Below are 21,463 nucleotides of genomic sequence, written 5' to 3'. Positions count from 1 at the left end.
GTCGGTTTTTCGCATTCCACGCCGCCCTTGGGCGCTGCTGCCTGTCACCAGCGCCCGGGTGTGGTTATAATCGGCCACTTTATGAGCAAGAAGCGCGTTATGCAGCTGGTTCGAGGTCTTCACAACCTGCGCCCCGAGCACCGGGGCTGTGTCGCCACCATTGGCAACTTCGACGGGGTTCACCGCGGCCACCAGGCAATCCTGGCGCGCCTGCGCGAGCGCGGTCAGGCCTTGGGCCTGCCGACCTGCGTGGTGATCTTCGAACCGCAACCACGCGAGTACTTCGCACCCGATACCGCGCCAGCGCGCCTGGCCCGGCTGCGCGACAAGATAGAGCTGCTGGCGACCGAAGGTATCGACCGGGTGCTGTGCCTGGCGTTCAACCAGCGTCTGAGCAAGCTCAGTGCCGATGCCTTCGTCAAGGCCATCCTGGTCGACGGCCTGGGCGTGCGTCATCTCGAAGTGGGCGATGACTTCCGCTTCGGCTGCGACCGCGCTGGCGACTTCGCTTTCCTGGTCGAGGCCGGCAACGCGTATGGCTTTACCGTCGAGGCCGCCAACACGGTCATCCAGGATGGCCTGCGGGTCAGCAGCACCGAAGTGCGCAAGGCCTTGTCCGAGGGCAACTTCGAGCTGGCCGAACACCTGCTGGGCCGCCCGTACCGCATTACAGGCCGCGTGCTGCACGGCCAGAAGCTGGCCCGCCAGCTCGGCACACCAACCGCCAACATCCAGCTCAAGCGCCGTCGCGTGCCGCTGTCCGGGGTATACCTGGCCAGCATCGTGATCGACGGCAAAGCTTGGCCGGGTGTCGGCAATATCGGCGTGCGCCCCACCGTTGCCGGTGATGGGCGCCCGCACCTGGAGATTCATCTTCTGGACTTTGCCGGCGATCTTTACGGCCGGCGCCTGACGGTGGAGTTCCACCACAAGCTGCGTGAAGAGCAGCGATTCGCCTCCCTGGAGGCGCTGAAGTCGGCGATCGATGCGGATATCGCCGCCGCACGTGCACATTGGCACGCTCAACCGCTAACGAAGAGCCTGAAATGACCGACTACAAAGCCACGCTTAACCTTCCGGACACCGCCTTCCCCATGAAGGCCGGCCTGCCTCAGCGCGAACCGCAGATCCTGCAGCGCTGGGACAGCATTGGCCTGTACCAGAAGCTGCGCGAAATTGGCAAGGATCGTCCCAAGTTCGTCCTGCACGACGGCCCGCCCTATGCCAACGGCAAGATTCACATCGGTCATGCGCTGAACAAGATCCTCAAGGACATGATCGTCCGCTCCAAGACCCTGGCCGGCTTCGATGCGCCGTACGTGCCAGGCTGGGACTGCCACGGCCTGCCGATCGAGCACAAGGTCGAGGTTACCCACGGCAAGCACCTTTCTGCCGACCGTACCCGCGAGCTCTGCCGCGAGTACGCTGCCGAGCAGATCGAAGGGCAGAAGACCGAGTTCATCCGCCTGGGCGTGCTGGGTGACTGGGACAACCCCTACAAGACCATGAACTTTGCCAACGAGGCCGGTGAAATCCGCGCCCTGGCCGAGATGGTCAAGCAAGGCTTCGTGTTCAAGGGCCTGAAGCCGGTGAACTGGTGCTTTGATTGCGGTTCGGCGCTGGCTGAAGCGGAAGTCGAGTACGCCGACAAGAAGTCGCAGACCATCGACGTGGCCTTCCCGGTTGCCGATGAGGCCAAGCTGGCCGCCGCCTTCGGCCTTGCCTCGCTGACCAAGCCGGCCGCCATCGTGATCTGGACCACCACCCCGTGGACCATCCCGGCCAACCAGGCCCTGAACATCCACCCGGAATTCAAGTACGCCCTGGTCGACACCGGCGAGCGCCTGCTGGTGCTGGCTGAAGAGCTGGTCGAGTCGTGCCTGAAGCGCTACAACCTGGAAGGTTCGGTTCTTGCCACCGCCCAAGGTTCGGCGCTGGAGCTGGTCAACTTCCGTCACCCGTTCTACGACCGCCTGTCGCCAGTGTACCTGGCTGACTACGTCGAGCTGGGCGCCGGTACCGGTGTGGTGCACTCCGCGCCAGCCTACGGTGAAGACGACTTCGTCACCTGCAAGCGCTACGGCATGGTCAACGACGACATCCTTACCCCGGTGCAGAGCAACGGCGTGTATGTCGAGTCGCTGCCATTCTTCGGCGGCCAGTTCATCTGGAAGGCCAACCCGGCCATCGTCGAGAAGCTGAGCGAAGTCGGTGCGCTGATGCACACCGAAACCATCAGCCACAGCTATATGCACTGCTGGCGCCACAAGACTCCGCTGATCTACCGCGCCACCGCGCAGTGGTTCGTGGGCATGGACAAGCAGCCGAGCACTGGCGAGCCGCTGCGTGAGCGTGCGCTGAAAGCCATCGAAGACACCAAGTTCGTCCCGGCCTGGGGCCAGGCGCGCCTGCACGCGATGATCGCCAACCGCCCGGACTGGTGCATCTCGCGTCAGCGCAACTGGGGTGTGCCGATCCCGTTCTTCCTGCACAAGCAGACCGGCGAGCTGCATCCGCGCACTGTCGAACTGATGGAAGAAGTGGCCAAGCGTGTCGAGCAGCAAGGCATCGAGGCCTGGTTCAAGCTGGATGCCGCCGAACTGCTGGGCGCTGAAGCCGACCAGTACGACAAGATCGCTGACACCCTCGACGTGTGGTTCGACTCCGGTACCACCCACTGGCACGTACTGCGTGGCTCGCACGACATCGGCCACGCTACCGGCCCGCGCGCTGACCTGTACCTGGAAGGTTCCGACCAACACCGCGGCTGGTTCCACTCGTCCTTGCTGACCGGTTGCGCCATCGACAACCACGCGCCGTACCGCGAGCTGCTGACCCACGGCTTCACCGTGGACGAGAACGGCCGCAAGATGTCCAAGTCGCTGGGTAACACCATCGAGCCGGAGAAGGTCAACAACACCCTGGGTGCCGATATCCTGCGCCTGTGGGTTTCGGCCACCGACTATTCCGGTGAAATGGCGGTTTCCGAGCAGATCCTGCAGCGCAGCGCCGATGCTTACCGGCGTATCCGTAATACCGCGCGTTTCCTGCTTTCCAACCTGTCCGGCTTCGACCCGGCCCGCGACCTGCTGGCCTCGGAAGACATGCTGGCGCTGGACCGCTGGGCCGTGGACCGTACCCTGCTGCTGCAACGCGAGCTGGAAGAGCACTACAGCGAGTACCGTTTCTGGAACGTCTACTCCAAAGTGCACAACTTCTGCGTACAGGAACTGGGCGGCTTCTACCTCGACATCATCAAGGACCGCCAGTACACCACCGGCGCCAACAGTGTCGCCCGCCGTTCCTGCCAGACCGCGCTGTTCCACATCAGCGAAGCGTTGGTGCGCTGGATCGCGCCGATCCTGGCATTCACCGCCGACGAAATCTGGCAGTACCTGCCGGGCGAGCGCAACGAGTCGGTCATGCTCAACGGCTGGTACGAAGGCCTGAGCGAGCTGCCGGAAGGCACCGAGCTTGGCCGCGCTTACTGGGACCGCGTGATGGCGGTGAAGGCATCGGTGAACAAAGAGCTGGAGAACCAGCGTACCGCCAAGGTCATTGGCGGCAACCTGCAGGCTGAAGTGACCCTGTACGCCGACGAAGGCCTGAGTGCCGACCTGGGCAAGCTGGGCGACGAGCTGCGCTTCGTGCTGATCACCTCGGCCGCTAGCGTGGTGCCGTTCGCACAGGCGCCTGCCGAAGCCGTAGCCACCGAAGTCGAAGGCCTCAAGCTGAAAGTGGTCAAGTCCGGTCACGCCAAGTGCGGCCGTTGCTGGCACTTCCGCGCCGATGTCGGCAGCCACCCGGAGCACCCGGAAATCTGCAGCCGTTGTGTCGACAACCTGAGCGGCCAGGGTGAGGTGCGCCACTATGCCTAACCCTGCAGCGGGGCGCTTCGGGCGCCTTGCATGGCTTTGGCTGAGCTTGCTGGTCCTGGTCATCGACCAGGCCACCAAGCTGTACTTCAACAACGCCCTGACCATGTACCAGCAGATCGTGGTCATTCCTGACTACTTCAGCTGGACCCTGGCTTACAACACCGGTGCCGCGTTCAGCTTCCTGGCTGATGGTGCAGGTTGGCAGCGCTGGTTGTTCGCCCTGATCGCCGTGGTGGTCAGCGCGGTGCTGGTGGTGTGGCTCAAACGCCTGGGGCGCAACGAGACCTGGCTGGCCGTGGCGCTGGCGCTGGTGCTGGGTGGGGCGATTGGCAACCTGTACGACCGCATCGTGCTGGGCCATGTGGTCGACTTCATCCTGGTGCACTGGCAGAACCGTCATTACTTCCCGGCCTTCAACGTGGCCGACAGCGCCATCACCGTTGGTGCGGTGATGCTGGCGCTGGATATGTTCAAGAGCAAGAAGTCCGAGGATCCGGTCCATGACTGACACCCGTATCGGCCAGAACACCGAAGTCACCCTGCACTTCGCGCTGCACCTGGAAAACGGCGACACCGTCGACAGCACGTTCGATAAAGCCCCGGCCACCTTCAAAGTGGGTGATGGCAACCTGTTGCCGGGTTTTGAAAACGCCCTGTTCGGCTTCAAGGCCGGTGACAAGCGCACCGTGGTGGTTGCCCCGGAGAACGCCTTCGGCCAGCCTAACCCGCAGAACGTACAGGTTATGCCGAGGTCCAACTTCGAAGGCATGGAGTTGTCCGAAGGGTTGCTGATCATCTTCAACGACGCCGCCAACACCGAGCTGCCGGGTGTGGTCAAAGCGTTCGATGACGACCAGGTCACCATCGACTTCAATCACCCACTGGCTGGCAAGACCCTGACCTTCGAGGTGGAGATCCTCGAGGTGAAGGCCCTGTAAGCCTGGAGCCGAGCATGCAAATCAAACTCGCCAACCCGCGCGGCTTCTGCGCCGGGGTCGACCGGGCGATCGAGATCGTCAACCGCGCGCTGGAAGTCTTCGGCCCGCCGATCTATGTGCGTCACGAAGTGGTGCACAACAAGTTCGTGGTGGAAGACTTGCGTAACCGCGGCGCCATCTTTGTCGAAGAACTGGACCAGGTGCCGGACGATGTCATCGTCATCTTCAGTGCCCACGGTGTTTCCCAGGCTGTGCGCCAGGAAGCTGCTGGCCGTGGCCTGAAAGTGTTCGATGCCACCTGCCCGCTGGTGACCAAGGTTCACATCGAAGTGGCCAAGTACAGCCGCGATGGCCGTGAGTGCATTCTCATCGGCCACGAAGGGCACCCGGAAGTCGAAGGCACCATGGGCCAGTACGATGCCAGCAACGGCGGCGCCATCTACCTTGTCGAAGACGAGGAAGATGTTGCCAACCTGCAGGTGCGCGACCCCAACCACCTGGCTTTCGTCACCCAGACAACACTGTCGATGGACGACACCAGCCGCGTCATCGATGCGCTGCGTGCGCGCTTCCCGAACATCGGTGGCCCGCGCAAGGACGACATCTGCTACGCCACCCAGAACCGCCAGGACGCCGTCAAGCAACTGGCCGGCGAGAGCGACGTGGTGCTGGTGGTGGGCAGCCCGAACAGTTCCAACTCCAACCGTTTGCGCGAGCTGGCTGAGCGCATGGGCACCCCGGCCTACCTGATCGACGGTGCCGAGGACATGCAACGCGGCTGGTTTGATCAGACCGCGCGGATCGGCATCACCGCCGGTGCTTCGGCACCCGAAGTGCTGGTGCGTGGTGTGATCGAACAGCTCAAGGCCTGGGGCGCTACCGGCGCAGAAGAGCTGGATGGGCGCGAAGAGAACATCACCTTTTCAATGCCCAAAGAGCTGCGGGTTCGCTCGCTGATCTAACGGGCTGCACCGCTGCCAATGCTGGGGCTGCTTTGCAGCCCTTGCGCGACTCAAGACTGTTCCTGCAATGACCGCGCTAGCAGCGGTCATTGCTCCGGTCCTCCGTAAGCAACCTGACTCTGCCGCTTGATGCCAGCGCCACTTGATATCGGCTGCGAGCAGCGGCGCGTTCGCACATTTCCAGTGTTGCGCCCAACCAGCTGTTGCCCGACGTCATTGGCACGCCCAGCGCACTGAATTTGAACTGCTCGCCGCGATTGCTGGTTATTTTCAGCGGCTTTGAAAGGCGCTGTTCGCGTAGCACCTGCCGGTTATGCTCCAGCACTACCCGCCAACCATTCCCCCAATTACCGTCCAGCGCCAGCACCAGCACCGGCTGGCTTTGCAGCATGGCATGGCTGCGTGCACTGCGCAGCGCCTGCGCCAGATCACGGGCAGCCGCCGCCCGGTGCAGGTCATCGCTCATTCGGGCGTAGGCCGGCATGCCCAGTTGGGTCAGCAAGACCGCCACGGCCAAGGCCGACAACATTTGTATCAGTGTTACGCCGCGTTGCTTCACCGTGCATTCCTCCCTGGACGTGCTTGGCTATAGCTTCCTGGCGGTTGGACAAGAGGTCCAGTCGCCCAAGTTGAAAGCAATGACCGGAAAAGTCGCAGGAGGTGCAGGGATGCACGCAAGGCAAGGGGGCATGACGCTTCTGGAAGTGCTGTTGGCGATCGTGATCGTGGCCGCAGGTCTGTTCGCAACGGCTGCGATGCAATTGCAGGCATTGCAGGCTGCGGACAGCGCGCGCCGGGATGGCCTGGCGGCGATGGCGCTGCACAGCGAACATGAGCGCAGGCGGCGATGAGGCGCTGTCAGGCAGGGTTTGGCTTGCTTGAGATGGTGGTGGCGCTGGCGATCGGATTGATGCTGCTGGCGGCGGCCAGCCAGCTTTTTGTCTCCGCGCACCAGACTTGGCGCCTGCAAAGTACGGCAGTGCGCATGCAGTATTCTGCGCGGCTTGCATTGCTGCGCATGGCGCAGGATATCCGCATGGCCGGGATGTTCGGTTGCCTGCGCCTGAGCCCAGACGACTTTCTGGTCTCCGGCGCGGAGCAGGCCTTTGCCAGGCCCTTGGCGAGCGGCCCGTCAAGTTTGAGCCTGGTCGTCGCTGAGTTACCAGGGTATGCCGGCGACCCCGACTGGACCTTGCTGACAAACTGTATCAACACGGTGGAGGTACACAAGGAGCGCGCGCAAGGTAGCGACACGCTTATGGCTGTGCCTGTCAGCCGGCATCGCTATGCTCACGTTGGAAGTACGCTTTACTTCGAGCGGCGCGGCCGCAATCAGCCCTTGGTCGATCACGTGCGCGAACTGCGTGTGGTGCAGGTGGCTGGAGAGCGGATCGATCTTCAGCTGACATTGTATGAGCCGACCTTGCAGCTTGAGCAGCACCATGCGCTGAGCGTGGCATTGCGTAACCCGGTGCCGGCTTCATGAACCGCCAGCGGGGTGTTGTCCTGTTGTTGGCGTTGGTGCTCAGCGTCCTGCTGGGCCTGCTTGCCACATCTGCCCTGCGTGACGCGCTGGTGGAAACACGGATGACCGGCTACCTGAGCGATGGCCTGCTGGCGCTGGAAGAGGCTGAGGCCACTTTGCTGGCCGGGGAGCGCGAACTTGAACGGGCGCCCCCTGACGTTTGTAACGCTTGCCTGCCGCCGCCCAGGCCGCACGATCTGGTTGGGCAGTGGCAAGGTACCCAGACCGGCTTTTTCCAGCTGCAGAACCTGGGTGTCAGCAAACGTGCCGCGCACATGCCCGAAGGGCAGCCGGTTAGCCTGTTCCGGATTACCGCCGTCAGCAAGCAAAGCCGCTCACGGCATGTACTGGAAGCGGTCTACGCCGTGGCCGGCAATCAAACCCAACGCATCACCTGGCGGCAAAGATTGCGAGGAGACTGACATGCAGCAAGGCTTGAGCCTGATCGAGTTGTTGATTGTGCTGGCCGTGACCGGCATTCTGGCAGCCATTGCCTACCCCAGTTACAGCGACCAGCTTCGGCGAGCCGCGCGCAGTGAAGTGGTTGGCCTGCTGCACGACGCTGCCCTGCGCCTGGAGCGCCACCGCGTGCGCACTGGCCAATACGCCGAGGGCGACCTGGTCTTGCCCGAAGGTACCCGCTACTACAGCCTTCAGGCCCAGCGCGACAGTGACACCTTCACGCTGCGCGCCCGGCGGCTACCGCATGGGCTGATGGCGCAGGATGGCTGTGGCGATTTCCAGCTCGACCAGGCTGGCATGCAGCGCAATCCGGGTGCCGTTGAGCACAGCACGCACTGCTGGGGAAGCTGAAGGTTCAATGATGCCCGGTGCATCGCGGTTTTACTTCAGGTGTTGGATCGACAGATGAGCAAGCAAGTAGTGGTGGTCGGCGGCGGGGTGATCGGCCTGCTGACGGCATTCAACCTGGCGGCTAAGGTCGGCCAGGTGGTGGTGTGCGATCAGGGTGAGGTTGGCCGAGAGTCGTCCTGGGCTGGCGGAGGCATTGTCTCGCCGTTGTACCCGTGGCGCTACAGCGCCGCAGTGACCGCTCTGGCGCACTGGTCGCAGGACTTTTATCCACAGCTGGGCGAGCGTCTGTTCGCCAGCACTGGCGTCGACCCCGAAGTTCACACCACCGGGCTGTACTGGCTCGACCTGGACGACGAGGCTGAAGCGTTGGCCTGGGCCGCGCGCGAGCAGCGGCCGCTGAGTGCCGTGGATATTTCGGCGGCCTACGATGCGGTGCCGGTGCTGGGCCCGGGCTTCAAGCACGCCATCTACATGGCTGGCGTGGCCAATGTGCGCAACCCACGCTTGGTCAAGTCGCTGAAAGCGGCGTTGCTGGCGCTGCCAAACGTGACCTTGCGCGAACACTGCCAGATCACCGGCTTCGTGCAGGAAAAGGGGCGCGTGACCGGTGTACAGACGGCTGATGGCGTACTGGCGGCGGATGAGGTTGTGCTCAGTGCAGGCGCCTGGAGTGGCGACCTGTTGCGTACCCTTGGCCTTGAACTGCCGGTGGAGCCCGTGAAGGGCCAGATGATCCTGTTCAAGTGTGCTGAAGACTTCTTGCCGAGCATGGTGCTGGCCAAGGGACGTTATGCAATCCCGCGACGTGACGGGCACATTCTGGTGGGGAGCACGCTGGAACACGCCGGGTATGACAAGACGCCGACCGGGGATGCGCTGGAAAGCCTGAAGGCATCGGCGGTGGAGTTGTTGCCTGAGCTTGAAGGCGCCACAGTGGTGGCGCACTGGGCGGGGCTGCGGCCGGGGTCGCCAGAAGGCATCCCTTACATTGGGCCTGTGCCAGGGCATGAAGGGTTGTGGCTGAACTGCGGGCATTATCGCAATGGGCTGGTGCTGGCGCCGGCTTCGTGCCAGCTGTTTACCGATTTGCTGACAGGGGCCGAGCCGATTATCGACCCGGCGCCGTATGCGCCAGAAGGGCGTTTGGGCTGAGGGCCTCTTCGCGGGTAAACCCGCTCCTACAAGTACGTGTAGGAGCAGGTTCACCCGCGAAAGGGCCGCAGAGGCCAATACAGATTTCAGCCAGTAATCGGTGCGTGTAGGAGCGGGTTCACCCGCGAAAGGGCCGCAGAAGCCCATACAGATTTCAGCCAGTAATCGGTGCGTGTAGGAGCGGGTTCACCCGCGAAAGGGCCGCAGAAGCCCATACAGATTTCAGCCAGTAATCGGTGCGTGTAGGAGCGGGTTCACCCGCGAAAGGGCCACAGAGGCCCATACAGATTTCAGCCAGTAATCGGTGCGTGTAGGAGCGGGTTCACCCGCGAAAGGGCCGCAGAGGCCCATACAGATTTCAGCCAGTAATCGGTGCTTGCAAGTGCCGGCTCGGATAATGCTGCTCATACACCTTGCACACCCGCAGCACTTGCTCATCGGCAAAGCGCCCGGCCACCACCTGCAGCCCCACCGGCAACCCCTCGCGGGTAAACCCGCAGGGCACCGAGGCTGCCGGCTGCTGGGTCAGGTTGAACGGGTAGCTGAACGGCGTCCACTCCATCCATTGCGCCATCCCCGACCCAGGCGGCACGTTGTGTCCGGCTTCGAACGCCACCAACGGCAGCATCGGCGATACCAACACGTCATATCGCTGATGAAAGGCATTCATCTTCGCAATCAATTCTGCCCGTGCCTCTAGCGCCTGGGTGTATTCGCCAAGGCTGATCTGTGCGCCTTGTTCGGCAATCCAGCGCAGCCCCGGGTCAAGCAACGCTTTCTGCTCATCGCTCAAGGCACTGGCCAACCGCGCCGCACCGGCAAACCACAGGGTATTGAAGGTTTCCAGCGGGTCGCTGAAGCCCGGGTCCACTTCCTCTACCTGCGCACCCAACCGCACCAGGCGCTGCACCGCTTGCGCCACCAGTGCCTGGATCTGTGGGTCGACCTGCACGTAACCGAAGTTGGCGCTGTAGGCGATGCGTAGCCCACTCAGATCTTGCTGCTGGCTGAGCCAAGGCGCCTGCCGGGGTGCGCCGGCCAAACCGTCGCGGGCATCGGGGCGCGCTACGCAGTCGAGCATCAGCACCGAGTCGTCCACGGTACGCGTCATCGGCCCCAGGTGCGACAGCACGGTCATGGCGCTGGCCGGCCATTGCGGCACATAGCCGAAGGTCGGTTTGATGCCGAAGGTGCCGGTGAAGGCGCAAGGGATGCGAATCGAACCACCGGCATCGCTGCCCTGATGCAGCACCCCCAGGTTCAGCGCGGCGGCTGCCGCAGCACCACCAGACGAACCACCGGCAGTCAGCCTGGTATCCCAAGGGTTGCGGGTAATGCCGTACAGCGGGTTGTCGGTCACGCCTTTCCAGCCGAACTCCGGCGTGGTGGTCTTGCCCACCAGCACAGCACCGGCTTCACGCATGAAGGCGCTGAAGGGCGCATCGATTTCCCACGGGCCGGTACCCGAGGTTGTACGCGAGCCTTTGCGGGTGGGCATGCCGCGGGTCAGGGTCAGGTCCTTGATCGAGGCGGGTACGCCATCCAGTTGGCCACAGGGCTCGCCGCGCTGCCAGCGTTGTTCGCTGGCGCGGGCGGCGGCGCGGGCACCTTCGCCGTCGACATGGCAGTAGGCGTTGACCGCCGGGTTATGCAGGTCGATGCGCGCCAGCACATCGTCGACCACCTCGACGGGTGACAACTGGCGGCGCTGGTACAGTTCGAGCAGTTCGACGGCGGTGAGTTCGCCAATCGCGGTTTTCTGGGTCATTTCAACGGGCTCCTGGGTTGGCGGCCTGGAACATGGCGCGCAACAGGACGTCGCAACCATCGGCCAGGTCCTGGGGCGCGGCATTTTCGATTTCGTTGTGGCTGATGCCGCCTTCGCATGGCACGAAGATCATCCCGGCCGGGCCCAGCTCGGCGAGGAAGATTGCATCGTGACCGGCGCCGCTGACGATATCCATGTGGCTCAGGCCCAGCGCACGCGCCCCCTGGCGCACGGCATCCACGCACTGCTCGGCGAAGTACAGCGGCGGGAAGTCGGCTGTCGGGGTTAGCTGATAGCTCAGGCCATGTTTCGCCGTGCTGTTTTCGATGGCTGCGCGCACTTCGCTGACCATGGCGTCGAGGTGCCCAGGGTCGAGGTGGCGCAGGTCGATGGTCATGTGCACCTGGCCGGGGATGACGTTGCGCGAGCCTGGGTGCAAGGTCAGGCAGCCGACCGTGCCGCAGGCATGTGGCTGGTGCGCGTGAGCGACGCGGTTGACCGCAGCCACCACCTCGGCAGCGCCGACCAATGCGTCCTTGCGCAGGTGCATGGGCGTGGGGCCTGCATGCGCCTCGACGCCGGTAAGGGTCAGGTCGAACCATTTTTGCCCCAGGCAGCCCTGGACCACGCCGATGGTGGTGCGTTGGTCTTCCAGCACCGGGCCTTGCTCGATATGCGCTTCGAAGTAGGCGCCCACGGCATGCCCGGTGGGCACGCGCGGGCCGGCGTAGCCGATGCGTTGCAACTCAGCGCCGACCGACAGACCTTGGTCATCGACCTTGTCCAGGGTTTCCTGCAGGCCGAACTTACCGGCAAACACGCCCGAGCCCATCATGCAGGGCGGGAAGCGCGAACCTTCTTCGTTGGTCCATACCACCACTTCCAGCGGGGCTTCGGTGGTCAGGTGCAGGTCGTTGAGCGTGCGCATCACTTCGAGGCCGGCCATGACGCCGTAGCAGCCATCGAACTTGCCGCCGGTGGGTTGGGTATCGATGTGGCTGCCGGTCATCACTGGCGCCAGGGCAGGGTTACGGCCGGGGCGGCGGGCGAAGATGTTACCGATGGCGTCGACGCTAACCGTGCAGCCGGCCTCTTCGCACCAGTGGACGAACAGGTCGCGCGCCTGGCGGTCGAGGTCGGTCAGGGCCAGACGGCATACGCCGCCCTTGGCGGTGGCGCCGAGTTGGGCCAGGTCCATCAATGATTGCCAAAGGCGCTCGCGGTTGATCAGAGGGCCTTGGCCGAGCAGGTGCTGCGAGGGATCGATGCGGGTGTTCATGGTTCAGCTCTCCTGAAAGTAATCAGTTGCTTGTACTGGCCTCTTCGCGGGCAAGCCCGCTCCTACAGGTCATCCACAGGCCAGAGGTCTTTGCGGGCGTGCTTCTCTGCTGATCAGGCGCTAAGGGCCAGGTAACGGTTCTTGATGCTCGGGTCCTCGCGGAACTGCGCTGCACTGCCTTGGTAAGCGACGCGGCCCTGCTCCAGCACATAGTGGCGATCAGCAAGGGCATCGCAGACCATCAGGTTCTGCTCTACCAGCAGGATCGACAGCCCTTCGTCCTTGATCCGCCGCAATATCTTCACCAGTTCATCGACAATCACCGGGGCCAGGCCTTCGGTGGGCTCGTCGAGGATCAGCAGCCTGGGGCCGTTGAGCAGGGCGCGGGCGATAGCGAGCATCTGTTGCTCGCCACCGGACAGGGCAAAACCACCGTTGCGGCGACGCTCCTTCAGGCGCGGGAACATGCTGTACACGTCCTCCAACTGCCAGCGGCTGGTCTTGCGCACGGCAATCTTCAGGTTCTCCTCGACGCTGAGCTGGCGAAAGATGCCGCGGTGCTCCGGCACCAGGGCAATGCCCTGCCGGGCGATATCGAAGATTTCGCGGCCGACCAGTTGCTGGCCGTTGAAGCTGATCTGCCCCTGCCGTGGGCGGACGATGCCAAGGATGCTGCGCAAGGTGGTGGTCTTGCCTGCGCCGTTGCGCCCCAGCAGCGTTACCAGTTCGCCAGCCTCAACCTTGAGCGAGACACCTTCGAGCACATGGCTCTTGTCGTAGTAGGAATGGATCGAATCGACGTTGAGCATCAGGCGGCCTCTCCAAGGTAGGCGGTGCGTACGCGCTCGTCGTTGCGCACCTGTTCAGGGGTACCCTCGACCAGGATCTGGCCGTGACTCATCACCGTGATGCGCTGGCTGATCGACATGACAATGCTCATGTTGTGCTCGATCAGTAGCACGGTATGGTCGCGGCCAAGGTCGCTGATCAGGTCGGTCATCACCGGGATGTCGTCGATGCCCATGCCCGAAGTGGGTTCGTCGAGCATCAGCAGGGAGGGCTTGGCGCAGATCGACATGCCCACTTCCAGCACCCTTTGCTGGCCGTGCGACAGCTCGCCCGCCAGTGTTTCGGCACGGGCGCTCAGTTTCAGGCGCTCCAGCACCTGGTCGGCGGTGTTCCAGTGGCTGCGCTTGTGCTCGACGCTGCGCCAGAAGTTCAGCGCGCCCAGGCCATCACGGCCTTGGGCGGCCAGGCGCAGGTTCTCGCGCACTGAAAGGTTCTGGAACAGGCTGGTGAGCTGAAACGAACGCGCCATGCCAAGTGCCACCCGCCCGTGGGACGGCTTGCGAATGATGTCCTGGCCATTGAACAGGATCTTGCCGGCAGTGGCCTGACGTTCGCCGGTCAGGCAGTGGAACAGGCTGGTCTTGCCGGCGCCGTTGGGGCCGATAATGGTGTGGATGGTGCCGGCTCGCACTTTGAGGTCAACGCCCGCGACCGCCTTGAACGGCCCGTAGGCCAGCTCCAGGTCGCGGGTTTCCAGGAGGTAGTCGCTCATCACAGGGTCTCCTTGGTCTTGGCCTGGGGTTTGTCATCGGCATTGCGGGTGGCCAGCAGGCGCTTGCCCAGTTCGGTCAGGCCGCCCCACAGGCCGCCACGCATGAACACCACCACCAGAATCAGGATCACCCCCAGCAGCATCAGCCAGCGTGGCCAAAGTTCCGACAGCACGTCACCCAGCAGCACGATGGCGCCGGCCCCCAGCAGCGAGCCGAACAGTGAGCCGGTGCCGCCGACGATGGTCATGATCAGGATGTTCTCGCTCATCATCAGGTCGATGTTCGACAGCGGCGCAAAGTGCAGCAGCATGGCGTACAGCGCCCCGGCGATGCCGGTGATGGCGCCCGACAGCATGAACACCAGAATCTTGAAATGGCGGGTGTCGTAGCCGATGGCGGCGGCGCGGGTCTCGTTCTCACGGATAGCCAGCAGGGTGCTGCCGAATGGCGAACGGATCACCCGCAGGGCTGCGGCGAAGATCAACAGGAACAGCACCGCGACGAACACATAGAAGTGCCGCGGATCGGCCAGGTCGACCAGCACATGGCCGGCGATTTCGATATTCGGCCGTGGCACATCAAGCAGGCCGTTGTCACCGCCGGTCCAGCCGCTGAGGGTATAGGCCAGGAAGTAGGCCATCTGGCTGAAGGCCAGGGTCAGCATGACGAAGTAGATGCCCGTGCGACGGATCGCCAGTGCGCCCACCAGCAGCGCGAGGAAGGCGCCGAACACAGCTGCGCCAAGCAGCGCGGCGAACATGCCCCACTGCAGGTGGATCATCAGCAGCGCTGCGCCATAGGCGCCCACGCCAAAGAAGATGCCCTGGCCGAACGACAGCAGTCCGGTGTAGCCGAGCAGCAGGTTGCAGGCCAGTGCGGCCATGGCAAAGATCAGGATCTCGGTGGCCAGGGTGGCCGAGGGCAGCAACAGCGGCAGCGCCACCAGGCTGGCAACTACCAGCGACAGCAGCGCCGGGGCGCGGCCCTTGGCGACTGGCAATGGGTTTTTCTCGCTCATCTCAGGCTCTCCCGAACAGGCCGTAGGGACGGACCAGAATCACTGCTGCCATGGCGCCATAGATCATCAGGCTGGCGCCTTGCGGCCAGAGACTGGTCATCATGCTTTGCACCACACCCACCAGCAGGCCGCCAACCAGCGCCCCGCCGAACGACCCCATGCCGCCAATCACCACCACCACGAAGGCAATGCCGAGGATTTCCGGGCCGACGAAGGGCTGGGCGCCCCGTAGCGGCGCAAACAGCACACCCGCCACACCTGCCAGGCCCACGCCCAGGGCGAATGTCAGGGAGAACAGGCGGAAAATGTTGGTGCCCAACAGCGACACGGTCTCGGTGCTTTCGCTACCGGCCCGCACCAGTGCGCCGAAACGGGTGCGTTCCAGCAGCAGCCACAGGCCAATACCGATCAGCGCTGCGAAGCCGATCAGGAACAAGCGGTAGTAGGGGTAGATGAAGTCGCCAAGTATCAGCACCCCGCGCAGTTCAGGTGGTACGGCAATGTTCTTGCCCACCGGGCCCCAGATCAGCACCGACGCTTCCTGGATGATCAGCGCGATGCCGAGGGTGACGAGGATCTGGAAGGTGTGCGGCAGGTGGTAGATGCGTTTGATCAACAGGCGCTCGACCGCCCAGGCCAGCGCGGCCACCACCAGTGGCGCAATCAGCAGCGCCAGCCAGAAGTTGCCGGTGACGGCCACGGCGGTGTAGCACAGGTAGGCGCCCAGCAAGAAAAACGCGCCGTGGGCGAAGTTGACGAAGTTGAGCAGGCCGAAAATGATCGTCAGGCCCACGGCGATGAGGAAGTAGATCATCCCCAGGCCCAGGCCGTTGAGCAGTTGGAACAGGTACAAATCGAGCATGAGCGTGCCCTCGACAGCGCGCCGGGCGGCTGCCTGTACAAGTGTTTGTGACTAACGCCGCAGCTTCAGGCCAGGGCGCAACCGGTGTGATCGACCTCGACGAACGAGCGGCCCGAACTGATGACTTCGGCCAGGTCGTCCTCGTCGCGCATCTGCCCCTGGGGCTTGCCGCGCAGCAGGTAGTAATCCTTGAGCACCTGGTGGTCACCCGGGCGGATCAGTTCTTCGCCGGTCGGGCCCTGGAAGCGCATGCCCTGCAATGCCGCAGACACGGCGGCCCCGTCCAGGCTGCCGGCCTTGACGATGGCCTCGAGCATCACCTTGGTGCCGATGTAGTCGGCGGCCAGCGGGTAGTTGGGGTTGATGCCATAGGCCTTGCGGGTGGCGGCGACCAACTGTTTGTTCAGCGGGGTGTCGACCTGGTGCCAGTACTGCGCACCCAGGTACACGCCCTCGAGCACGTCGCTGCCCAGCTCCTGGAACTGGTCGAGGCCGGCAGACCACACCATCAGCACTTTCATGCGGTCCTTGATGCCGAAGTTGACCGCCTGGCGCAGGGCGTTGGAGGCCTGGCTACCGAAGTTGAGCAGCACCAGCACGTCGGGCTTGGCGGCGATGGCGTTGGTCAGGTAGCCGGAAAATTCCTGCTCCTGCAGCGAGTGGTAGCTGTTGCCGATGTGTTCCACGCCGAGCTCGGCGAACACTTTGCGGGCGTTGTCCAGCAGGGCATCGCCGAATACATATTGCGGGGTGATGGTGTACCAGCGCTTGGCCTGGGGCAGCTGGCGGCTCATCGGCACCAGGGTTTCGCGGATGGCACCATAGGTGGGCACCGACCAGCGGAAGGTTGAGGCATTGCAGTCCTTGCCGGTGATTTCATCGGCGCCCACAGGCGTCATGAACACGCCGCCGGCTTTGTGGATTTCCTTGGACACCGCCAGTGCCGAAGACGACAGGGTGCACCCCTGGAAGAAGCGTGCGCCATCCTGGCCGATGGCTTCCTGCACCTTGCGCACCGCCTTGCCGGCGTTGCCTTCGGTGTCGATGACTTTGTACTTGAGCGGGTGGCCGAGCAACTGCGGATGCTCGGCGATGGCCAGGCGCGAGCCCATGTCGGCGTACTTGCCGTAGCTGGCGAAGGCGCCCGACATGGACTTGAGCCCATAGAAGGTCAGCGGTTGGTCGGCGAATGCCCGGTGTGCCCCCAAGGGGAGGCTACCTAAGGCACCCAGGGCAAGGCCTGCCTTGAGCAGGGTACGTCTTTGCATGAGTAACTCCTTGTTTGTGGTTATTAGGCAGGAGTGGCAATGACAAAGCGGGTACGGCCGGGCCTGTGTGCAGGCCTCTTTACAGGCGCATCAGTGGTGGTGATCGAACTCCAGCAGGAAGTTACGGGCAACCTCGCCTTCCAGCGCGGTCATATGGTGCTCGGCGTCGCACATGTGTTCGTGCATCAGCCGGCGTACGGCGGGTTCGTCGCTGGCGCGCAAGGCGGTCAGCAGTTGCTTGTGGTAGTCGATGTTGGCGGCGGCGAACTGCTGGCGCTTGGGCAGGTAGGCCTTTTTCAGCACCACCAGGTCGCGCAGCAGGTCGTTGAGGAACACCGCCATGAAACGCAGCAACGGGTTGGGGCAGCGGTCGGCCAGCAGGGTGTGGAATTCAAGCTCCGCCAAGCGCTGCTCACGCTGGCCTTCTTCGCTGTCTTCCGGCGCGCTGCAGAAGTCGATGTTGGCCTGCAGCGCGGCATAATCGGCCTCGCTCAGCTTGCCCATCACCGACACCGCCAGTTCTACCTCGATGACTTTGCGCAGCTGGTACACCTGTTCGCCGTCCAGGTGCTGGAAATGCAGGTAGTTGCGCAGCGCGCGGCTGGCTGGCTCGGTGCCCACTTCGTTCAGGTAGGCGCCCCCGGTCGGGCCGGTGCGGGTGCTGACCAGGCCTTCGACTTCGAGCGCCTTGAGCGCTTCGCGGGCGGTGCCCTTGGAACATTCGAAATGCTCCATCAGCTCACGTTCGGTGGGCAGGCGGTCGCCGGGGTGCAGCGCTTCGGTGACGATCGAGCGCTTGACTGATTCGACGATCACATCGGACAGCTTCTGGCGCTTGCGTTTGGGTTTGAGCATTTCGCTATTTTTCATATTTATGCGGATAAATAGGATTTAGCGAGTTTTGCCCAGGCGGGTCAATGCTGGCGGTGGGGAGGGGTCGTAAATGGTGTGAAAGGGTCGGGGAGGGATATGTGGGGAGGGGCTGTAAGGGGGGGGCCGCGAATGCTGCAGTGGCGCTACTGACGCATTCGCGGGTGAACCCGCTCCTACACAGGGGGGCTGGGTGTACCCGGGGATCAGCCCTTGTGGCCAGGGCCCTGCTGCAGGTGGGCCTGGCTGCAATACCACTCATTACCCTGCTGCAGCGCCCGGTCGTTGGGCAGGTGCACGCCGCAATGGGCACAGCGCACCATCTTCAGCGGCGCATCCAGCTTCGCCTCGGGGTGCGACTGCTGGCTGACTTTGAACTTGCGCCACAGCCAGAACGCGGCGGCGATCAGGGCGATCCAGAAAAGTAGGCGAACCATGGTGTCCAGCTTGTCGATTGAAGAAGCCAACAGTCTAGGACGCGGCCAATAAAAAAGGGAGGCCCAAGGCCTCCCTTTCATTCACCGCTGAAGGTCAGTCGAACAGACCAAAGGTCATGTAGCTGAACCAGGAACGGTCTTTCTCGGCTTCTTTCGGGCCTTCCGGCACGATCGGGTCGCCGTTCTCGTCTTTAGGCAGCAGCTCTCGCGGCATCTCGTCGCGCGCGTCCTGGAACTGCTTGACCACGTCCTGGTTGGCGCGGGTTTCGCCTGGCGGCAGCGGGGTATCGGTTTCGATCAGGCCCAAGGTGGCCTTGGACAGCCAGCCGCGGCCGTCAGACTCGGTCTGCTTGGGCTGGAACTCGCCATCGACCAGGCTCGGGTGGTCCGGGTAGTTGAGTTTGAGGGTTTCCAGGCTCGTGGCGGCCAGTTCGTCCAGGTGCAGCTTCTGGTACGACTCGACCATCACCGCCAGGCCGTCACCGACGGACGGGGTTTCCTGGAAGTTTTCGACCACGTAGCGGCCACGGTTGGCAGCCGCTACATAAGCCTGGCGGCTCAGGTAGTAGTCGGCCACGTGGATTTCGTACGAAGCCAGCAGGTTGCGCAGGTAGATCATGCGCTGCTTGGCGTCTGGCGCGTAGCGGCTGTTGGGGAAACGGCTGGTCAGCTGGGCGAACTCGTTGTACGAGTCGCGGGCGGCACCCGGGTCGCGTTTGGTCATGTCCAGCGGCAGGAAGCGCGCCAGCAGGCCACGGTCCTGGTCGAACGAGGTCAGGCCCTTGAGATAGTAGGCGTAATCGACGTTCGGGTGCTGCGGGTGCAGGCGGATAAAGCGCTCGGCGGCCGACTTGGCGGCCTCGGGCTCAGAATTCTTGTAGTTGGCGTAGATCAGCTCGAGCTGCGCCTGATCGGCATAGCGGCCGAACGGGTAGCGCGACTCCAGGGCCTTGAGCTTGTTCACGGCGCTGGTGTAGCTGGAGTTGTCCAGATCAGCCTGGGCCTGCTGGTACAGTTCGGCCTCGCTGAGGTTCTCGTCAATGACCTCTTTATTAGAGGAACAGGCCGCGGTAAGCCCGAGGATGGCGATCAGCAGCAGGTGTTTCACTCGCATGGCGGCTTGCGTCCCTTTGACGGCCGCTGTCTTGGGCGGTGCCGTCCTGTTATGATGAGCGCCCCGGCCAACCCCGGGACAAAAGAAGCCGTATTTAACCACAAGCTCGCAGCCGAAACCAAAGGCTGTGCGCCCGCCGAATCGAGCATGTCCGAGATCATTCAACTTAGCGCAGAGGTACCGTCCGAACTGGGCGGCCAACGCCTCGACCAGGTCGCCGCCCAATTGTTCGCCGAGTACTCGCGTTCGCGGCTAACTTCGTGGATCAAAGAGGGCCGCCTGACGGTCGATGGTGCAGTCGTGCGCCCTCGAGACCTTGTTCATGGTGGCTCTCTGCTTGCCCTGGAGGCCGAACAAGAGGCCCAGGGCGAGTGGATCGCAGAAGATATCGAACTGGATATCGTCTACGAAGACGACCACATCCTGGTGATCAACAAGCCTGCCGGGCTGGTTGTGCACCCGGCGGCCGGGCATGCCAGCGGCACCCTGCTCAACGCGCTGCTGCACCATGTGCCAGACATCGTCAACGTGCCGCGCGCCGGTATCGTGCACCGCCTGGACAAGGACACCACCGGCCTGATGGTGGTGGCCAAGACCCTGCAGGCGCAGACCAAGCTGGTCGAGCAGATGCAGGCCCGCAAGGTCAGCCGCATCTACGAGTGCATCGTGATTGGCGTGGTGACTGCCGGTGGCAAGATCGACGCGCCCATCGGCCGTCACGGCGGCATGCGCCAGCGCATGGCTGTAACCGACGGCGGCAAGCCGGCGGTCAGCCACTACCGCGTACTCAAGCGCTTCCGCTCGCACACCCATGTGCGGGTCAAGCTGGAAACCGGCCGTACCCACCAGATTCGCGTGCACATGGCCCACGTGGGTTTCCCGCTGGTTGGCGACCAGACGTACGGCGGGCGCTTCCGTATTCCGCCCGCTGCCAGCCCGACCATGGTCGAGGCGGTCAAGACCTTCCCGCGCCAGGCGCTGCATGCGCGTTTCCTTGCCTTGGTCCACCCGATTACCGGTGAAGTCATGAAGTGGGAATCGCCACTGCCGGATGACTTCGTCTGGTTGCTGTCGCTGCTGAACCAAGACCACGAGAGCTTCATCGGATGAGTGACCTGACGCAGGCCTTGCTGTTCCCCGACTGGCCGGCCCCGGCCTCGGTACGCGCCTGTGTCACCACCCGTCAGGGCGGCGTCAGCTTGCCGCCTTACGAAACCTTCAACCTCGGCGACCATGTTGGGGATGACCCTGCCGCGGTCGCCGAGAACCGCCGCCGCCTGAGCGAACAGTTCACCATCCAACCGGCCTGGCTCAAACAGGTGCATGGGCGGGTGGTGGCGGATGCCGACCCGGCGGTGGTCGCCGAGGCCGATGCCAGCTGGACCCACCAGCCTGGCATTGCCTGCACCGTGATGACCGCCGATTGCCTGCCTGCGCTGTTCTGCGACCGTGCCGGCACCCGCGTGGCGGCGGCACATGCGGGCTGGCGCGGGCTGGCGGGTGGCGTGCTGGAAGCCACGCTGGACCGGCTGGCGCTGCCGCCAGAAGAGGTGCTGGTGTGGTTGGGGCCTGCCATCGGCCCGCAAGCGTTCGAAGTGGGGCTGGAAGTGCGTGATGCCTTTACCGCCGTGCACCCGCAAGCAGCTCGGGCATTCGTCGACGGCGAACGGCCAGGCAAGCTGTTGGCGGATATCTATGAGCTGGCGCGTATTCGCCTGGCTGCCCGTGGCGTGACTGCTGTTTATGGCGGTGGTTTGTGCACGGTCAGTGATGCGCGGTTCTTCTCCTATCGCCGTACCCCGCAGGGTGGGCGTTTTGCATCGTTGGTCTGGCTGGACCCGCGCTAGCCTGTACCGGCCTCTTCGCTGGCACGCCCGCTCCTACAGTGATTCTGCAAACATTGAAACCGGTGGTGTACCTGTGGGGGCGAGCATGCCCGCGAATGGCCCCCGTTAATCCAACAGGTTGACTTTGGTCAACCCCGCTACGCTTGAATCTTCCAGAATCAGCCTTATCT

23 protein-coding genes are annotated in these 21,463 nt (G+C 63.6%); 12 read left to right on the top strand and 11 right to left on the bottom strand.

Annotated features, from left to right (window positions below; translation table 11 throughout):
- Positions 1-99: 99 nt before the first annotated feature.
- Genes ribF through ispH form a run of 5 tightly spaced genes read left to right on the top strand, consistent with a single transcriptional unit; the run spans position 100 to position 5,778 of the window.
- Entirely contained in the window at positions 100-1,050 is a 951-nt protein-coding gene (gene ribF, locus AA098_RS24370) for a bifunctional riboflavin kinase/FAD synthetase (protein ID WP_003247613.1), read from the top strand.
- A complete protein-coding gene (gene ileS, locus AA098_RS24365; RefSeq protein WP_003247611.1) occupies positions 1,047-3,878 on the top strand; it encodes an isoleucine--tRNA ligase in 2,832 nt (943 codons plus the stop codon). The genes ribF and ileS overlap by 4 nt, the downstream gene beginning before the upstream one ends.
- On the top strand, positions 3,871-4,386 hold the full coding sequence (gene lspA, locus AA098_RS24360) for a signal peptidase II (protein WP_003247609.1): 516 nt from the start codon (positions 3,871-3,873) through the stop codon (positions 4,384-4,386). Before ileS ends, lspA begins: the two co-directional genes overlap by 8 nt.
- Positions 4,379-4,816 (top strand): FKBP-type peptidyl-prolyl cis-trans isomerase, encoded by a 438-nt coding sequence (fkpB, locus tag AA098_RS24355; protein WP_003247607.1) that lies wholly within the window; start codon positions 4,379-4,381, stop codon positions 4,814-4,816. The genes lspA and fkpB overlap by 8 nt, the downstream gene beginning before the upstream one ends.
- A 14-nt stretch (positions 4,817-4,830) precedes the next feature.
- On the top strand, positions 4,831-5,778 hold the full coding sequence (gene ispH / locus AA098_RS24350; protein ID WP_004577287.1) for a 4-hydroxy-3-methylbut-2-enyl diphosphate reductase: 948 nt from the start codon (positions 4,831-4,833) through the stop codon (positions 5,776-5,778).
- A gap of 76 nt (positions 5,779-5,854) precedes the next feature.
- On the opposite strand, the gene AA098_RS24345 is transcribed toward ispH, so the two are convergent.
- Positions 5,855-6,337, bottom strand: coding sequence for a GspH/FimT family pseudopilin (locus AA098_RS24345; protein WP_012051114.1), 483 nt, complete (start codon positions 6,335-6,337; stop codon positions 5,855-5,857).
- A 109-nt stretch (positions 6,338-6,446) separates the two neighbouring features.
- On the opposite strand from AA098_RS24345, the gene AA098_RS24340 reads away from it, so the two are divergent.
- From AA098_RS24340 to thiO, 5 genes are read left to right on the top strand one after another with little or no spacing between them, the layout of a single operon-like run.
- Entirely contained in the window at positions 6,447-6,629 is a 183-nt protein-coding gene (locus AA098_RS24340) for a prepilin-type N-terminal cleavage/methylation domain-containing protein (RefSeq protein WP_004577285.1), read from the top strand.
- A complete protein-coding gene (locus AA098_RS24335) occupies positions 6,626-7,264 on the top strand; it encodes a PilW family protein (protein WP_064615063.1) in 639 nt (212 codons plus the stop codon). The genes AA098_RS24340 and AA098_RS24335 overlap by 4 nt, the downstream gene beginning before the upstream one ends.
- Positions 7,261-7,725, top strand: coding sequence for a hypothetical protein (locus AA098_RS24330; RefSeq protein ID WP_014859469.1), 465 nt, complete (start codon positions 7,261-7,263; stop codon positions 7,723-7,725). The genes AA098_RS24335 and AA098_RS24330 overlap by 4 nt, the downstream gene beginning before the upstream one ends.
- 1 nt (position 7,726) lies before the next feature.
- Positions 7,727-8,116: a type IV pilin protein gene (locus AA098_RS24325; protein WP_003247577.1), complete on the top strand. Its 390-nt coding sequence runs from the start codon at positions 7,727-7,729 to the stop codon at positions 8,114-8,116.
- Positions 8,117-8,170: 54 nt separating this feature from the next.
- Complete coding sequence (thiO, locus tag AA098_RS24320; protein WP_004577282.1) at positions 8,171-9,268, top strand: glycine oxidase ThiO; 1,098 nt, start codon at positions 8,171-8,173, stop codon at positions 9,266-9,268.
- A 358-nt stretch (positions 9,269-9,626) separates the two neighbouring features.
- On the opposite strand, the gene AA098_RS24315 is transcribed toward thiO, so the two are convergent.
- The 10 genes from AA098_RS24315 to AA098_RS24270 all read right to left on the bottom strand — a co-directional run bounded on the left by AA098_RS24315 (position 9,627) and on the right by AA098_RS24270 (position 19,446).
- Positions 9,627-11,036: an amidase gene (locus tag AA098_RS24315; RefSeq protein ID WP_064615062.1), complete on the bottom strand. Its 1,410-nt coding sequence runs from the start codon at positions 11,034-11,036 to the stop codon at positions 9,627-9,629.
- 1 nt (position 11,037) lies between these two features.
- A complete protein-coding gene (locus AA098_RS24310) occupies positions 11,038-12,315 on the bottom strand; it encodes a Zn-dependent hydrolase (RefSeq protein ID WP_064615061.1) in 1,278 nt (425 codons plus the stop codon).
- Between the two features lie 113 nt (positions 12,316-12,428).
- Positions 12,429-13,124 carry an ABC transporter ATP-binding protein gene (locus tag AA098_RS24305; RefSeq protein ID WP_003247569.1) on the bottom strand — a complete coding sequence of 232 codons (696 nt, stop codon included), beginning with the start codon at positions 13,122-13,124 and terminating at the stop codon, positions 12,429-12,431.
- Positions 13,124-13,876 (bottom strand): ABC transporter ATP-binding protein, encoded by a 753-nt coding sequence (locus AA098_RS24300; protein WP_060538610.1) that lies wholly within the window; start codon positions 13,874-13,876, stop codon positions 13,124-13,126. Before AA098_RS24300 ends, AA098_RS24305 begins: the two co-directional genes overlap by 1 nt.
- Positions 13,876-14,895, bottom strand: a complete 1,020-nt coding sequence (locus tag AA098_RS24295) for a branched-chain amino acid ABC transporter permease (protein WP_003247567.1) — start codon at positions 14,893-14,895, stop codon at positions 13,876-13,878. Before AA098_RS24295 ends, AA098_RS24300 begins: the two co-directional genes overlap by 1 nt.
- Before the next feature lies 1 nt (position 14,896).
- Complete coding sequence (locus tag AA098_RS24290; RefSeq protein ID WP_003247565.1) at positions 14,897-15,757, bottom strand: branched-chain amino acid ABC transporter permease; 861 nt, start codon at positions 15,755-15,757, stop codon at positions 14,897-14,899.
- Positions 15,758-15,822: 65 nt separating this feature from the next.
- Positions 15,823-17,025: an ABC transporter substrate-binding protein gene (locus tag AA098_RS24285; protein WP_003247562.1), complete on the bottom strand. Its 1,203-nt coding sequence runs from the start codon at positions 17,023-17,025 to the stop codon at positions 15,823-15,825.
- A gap of 90 nt (positions 17,026-17,115) precedes the next feature.
- Positions 17,116-17,880 (bottom strand): FadR/GntR family transcriptional regulator, encoded by a 765-nt coding sequence (locus tag AA098_RS24280; RefSeq protein ID WP_003247561.1) that lies wholly within the window; start codon positions 17,878-17,880, stop codon positions 17,116-17,118.
- Between the two features lie 221 nt (positions 17,881-18,101).
- The gene (locus AA098_RS24275) at positions 18,102-18,332 is read right to left on the bottom strand and encodes a PP0621 family protein (RefSeq protein WP_003247559.1); all 231 of its coding nucleotides are present in this window, start codon (positions 18,330-18,332) and stop codon (positions 18,102-18,104) included.
- Positions 18,333-18,426: 94 nt separating this feature from the next.
- The gene (locus AA098_RS24270) at positions 18,427-19,446 is read right to left on the bottom strand and encodes an outer membrane protein assembly factor BamD (RefSeq protein WP_004577276.1); all 1,020 of its coding nucleotides are present in this window, start codon (positions 19,444-19,446) and stop codon (positions 18,427-18,429) included.
- A 147-nt stretch (positions 19,447-19,593) separates the two neighbouring features.
- On the opposite strand from AA098_RS24270, the gene rluD reads away from it, so the two are divergent.
- Both rluD and pgeF read left to right on the top strand, forming a co-directional pair.
- A complete protein-coding gene (rluD, locus tag AA098_RS24265) occupies positions 19,594-20,556 on the top strand; it encodes a 23S rRNA pseudouridine(1911/1915/1917) synthase RluD (protein ID WP_064615265.1) in 963 nt (320 codons plus the stop codon).
- On the top strand, positions 20,553-21,293 hold the full coding sequence (pgeF, locus tag AA098_RS24260) for a peptidoglycan editing factor PgeF (protein ID WP_003247552.1): 741 nt from the start codon (positions 20,553-20,555) through the stop codon (positions 21,291-21,293). Before rluD ends, pgeF begins: the two co-directional genes overlap by 4 nt.
- Positions 21,294-21,463: the final 170 nt, after the last annotated feature.

The sequence above is a fragment of the Pseudomonas sp. JY-Q genome, from assembly GCF_001655295.1.
GTDB classification, from domain to species: domain Bacteria; phylum Pseudomonadota; class Gammaproteobacteria; order Pseudomonadales; family Pseudomonadaceae; genus Aquipseudomonas; species Aquipseudomonas alloputida.
Note: the sequence above shows the minus strand (reverse complement) of the source record. Positions and strands in the feature narration are given on the sequence as shown.

Coding starts and splice junctions, on each gene's coding strand:
- ribF (WP_003247613.1), top strand. CDS start 100: ATGCAGCTGGTTCGAGGTCTTCACAACCTGCGCCCCGAGCACCGGGGC.
- ileS (WP_003247611.1), top strand. CDS start 1,047: ATGACCGACTACAAAGCCACGCTTAACCTTCCGGACACCGCCTTCCCC.
- lspA (WP_003247609.1), top strand. CDS start 3,871: ATGCCTAACCCTGCAGCGGGGCGCTTCGGGCGCCTTGCATGGCTTTGG.
- fkpB (WP_003247607.1), top strand. CDS start 4,379: ATGACTGACACCCGTATCGGCCAGAACACCGAAGTCACCCTGCACTTC.
- ispH (WP_004577287.1), top strand. CDS start 4,831: ATGCAAATCAAACTCGCCAACCCGCGCGGCTTCTGCGCCGGGGTCGAC.
- AA098_RS24340 (WP_004577285.1), top strand. CDS start 6,447: ATGCACGCAAGGCAAGGGGGCATGACGCTTCTGGAAGTGCTGTTGGCG.
- AA098_RS24335 (WP_064615063.1), top strand. CDS start 6,626: ATGAGGCGCTGTCAGGCAGGGTTTGGCTTGCTTGAGATGGTGGTGGCG.
- AA098_RS24330 (WP_014859469.1), top strand. CDS start 7,261: ATGAACCGCCAGCGGGGTGTTGTCCTGTTGTTGGCGTTGGTGCTCAGC.
- AA098_RS24325 (WP_003247577.1), top strand. CDS start 7,727: ATGCAGCAAGGCTTGAGCCTGATCGAGTTGTTGATTGTGCTGGCCGTG.
- thiO (WP_004577282.1), top strand. CDS start 8,171: ATGAGCAAGCAAGTAGTGGTGGTCGGCGGCGGGGTGATCGGCCTGCTG.
- AA098_RS24315 (WP_064615062.1), bottom strand. CDS start 11,036: ATGACCCAGAAAACCGCGATTGGCGAACTCACCGCCGTCGAACTGCTC.
- AA098_RS24310 (WP_064615061.1), bottom strand. CDS start 12,315: ATGAACACCCGCATCGATCCCTCGCAGCACCTGCTCGGCCAAGGCCCT.
- AA098_RS24305 (WP_003247569.1), bottom strand. CDS start 13,124: ATGCTCAACGTCGATTCGATCCATTCCTACTACGACAAGAGCCATGTG.
- AA098_RS24300 (WP_060538610.1), bottom strand. CDS start 13,876: ATGAGCGACTACCTCCTGGAAACCCGCGACCTGGAGCTGGCCTACGGG.
- AA098_RS24295 (WP_003247567.1), bottom strand. CDS start 14,895: ATGAGCGAGAAAAACCCATTGCCAGTCGCCAAGGGCCGCGCCCCGGCG.
- AA098_RS24290 (WP_003247565.1), bottom strand. CDS start 15,757: ATGCTCGATTTGTACCTGTTCCAACTGCTCAACGGCCTGGGCCTGGGG.
- AA098_RS24285 (WP_003247562.1), bottom strand. CDS start 17,025: ATGCAAAGACGTACCCTGCTCAAGGCAGGCCTTGCCCTGGGTGCCTTA.
- AA098_RS24280 (WP_003247561.1), bottom strand. CDS start 17,880: ATGCTCAAACCCAAACGCAAGCGCCAGAAGCTGTCCGATGTGATCGTC.
- AA098_RS24275 (WP_003247559.1), bottom strand. CDS start 18,332: ATGGTTCGCCTACTTTTCTGGATCGCCCTGATCGCCGCCGCGTTCTGG.
- AA098_RS24270 (WP_004577276.1), bottom strand. CDS start 19,446: ATGCGAGTGAAACACCTGCTGCTGATCGCCATCCTCGGGCTTACCGCG.
- rluD (WP_064615265.1), top strand. CDS start 19,594: ATGTCCGAGATCATTCAACTTAGCGCAGAGGTACCGTCCGAACTGGGC.
- pgeF (WP_003247552.1), top strand. CDS start 20,553: ATGAGTGACCTGACGCAGGCCTTGCTGTTCCCCGACTGGCCGGCCCCG.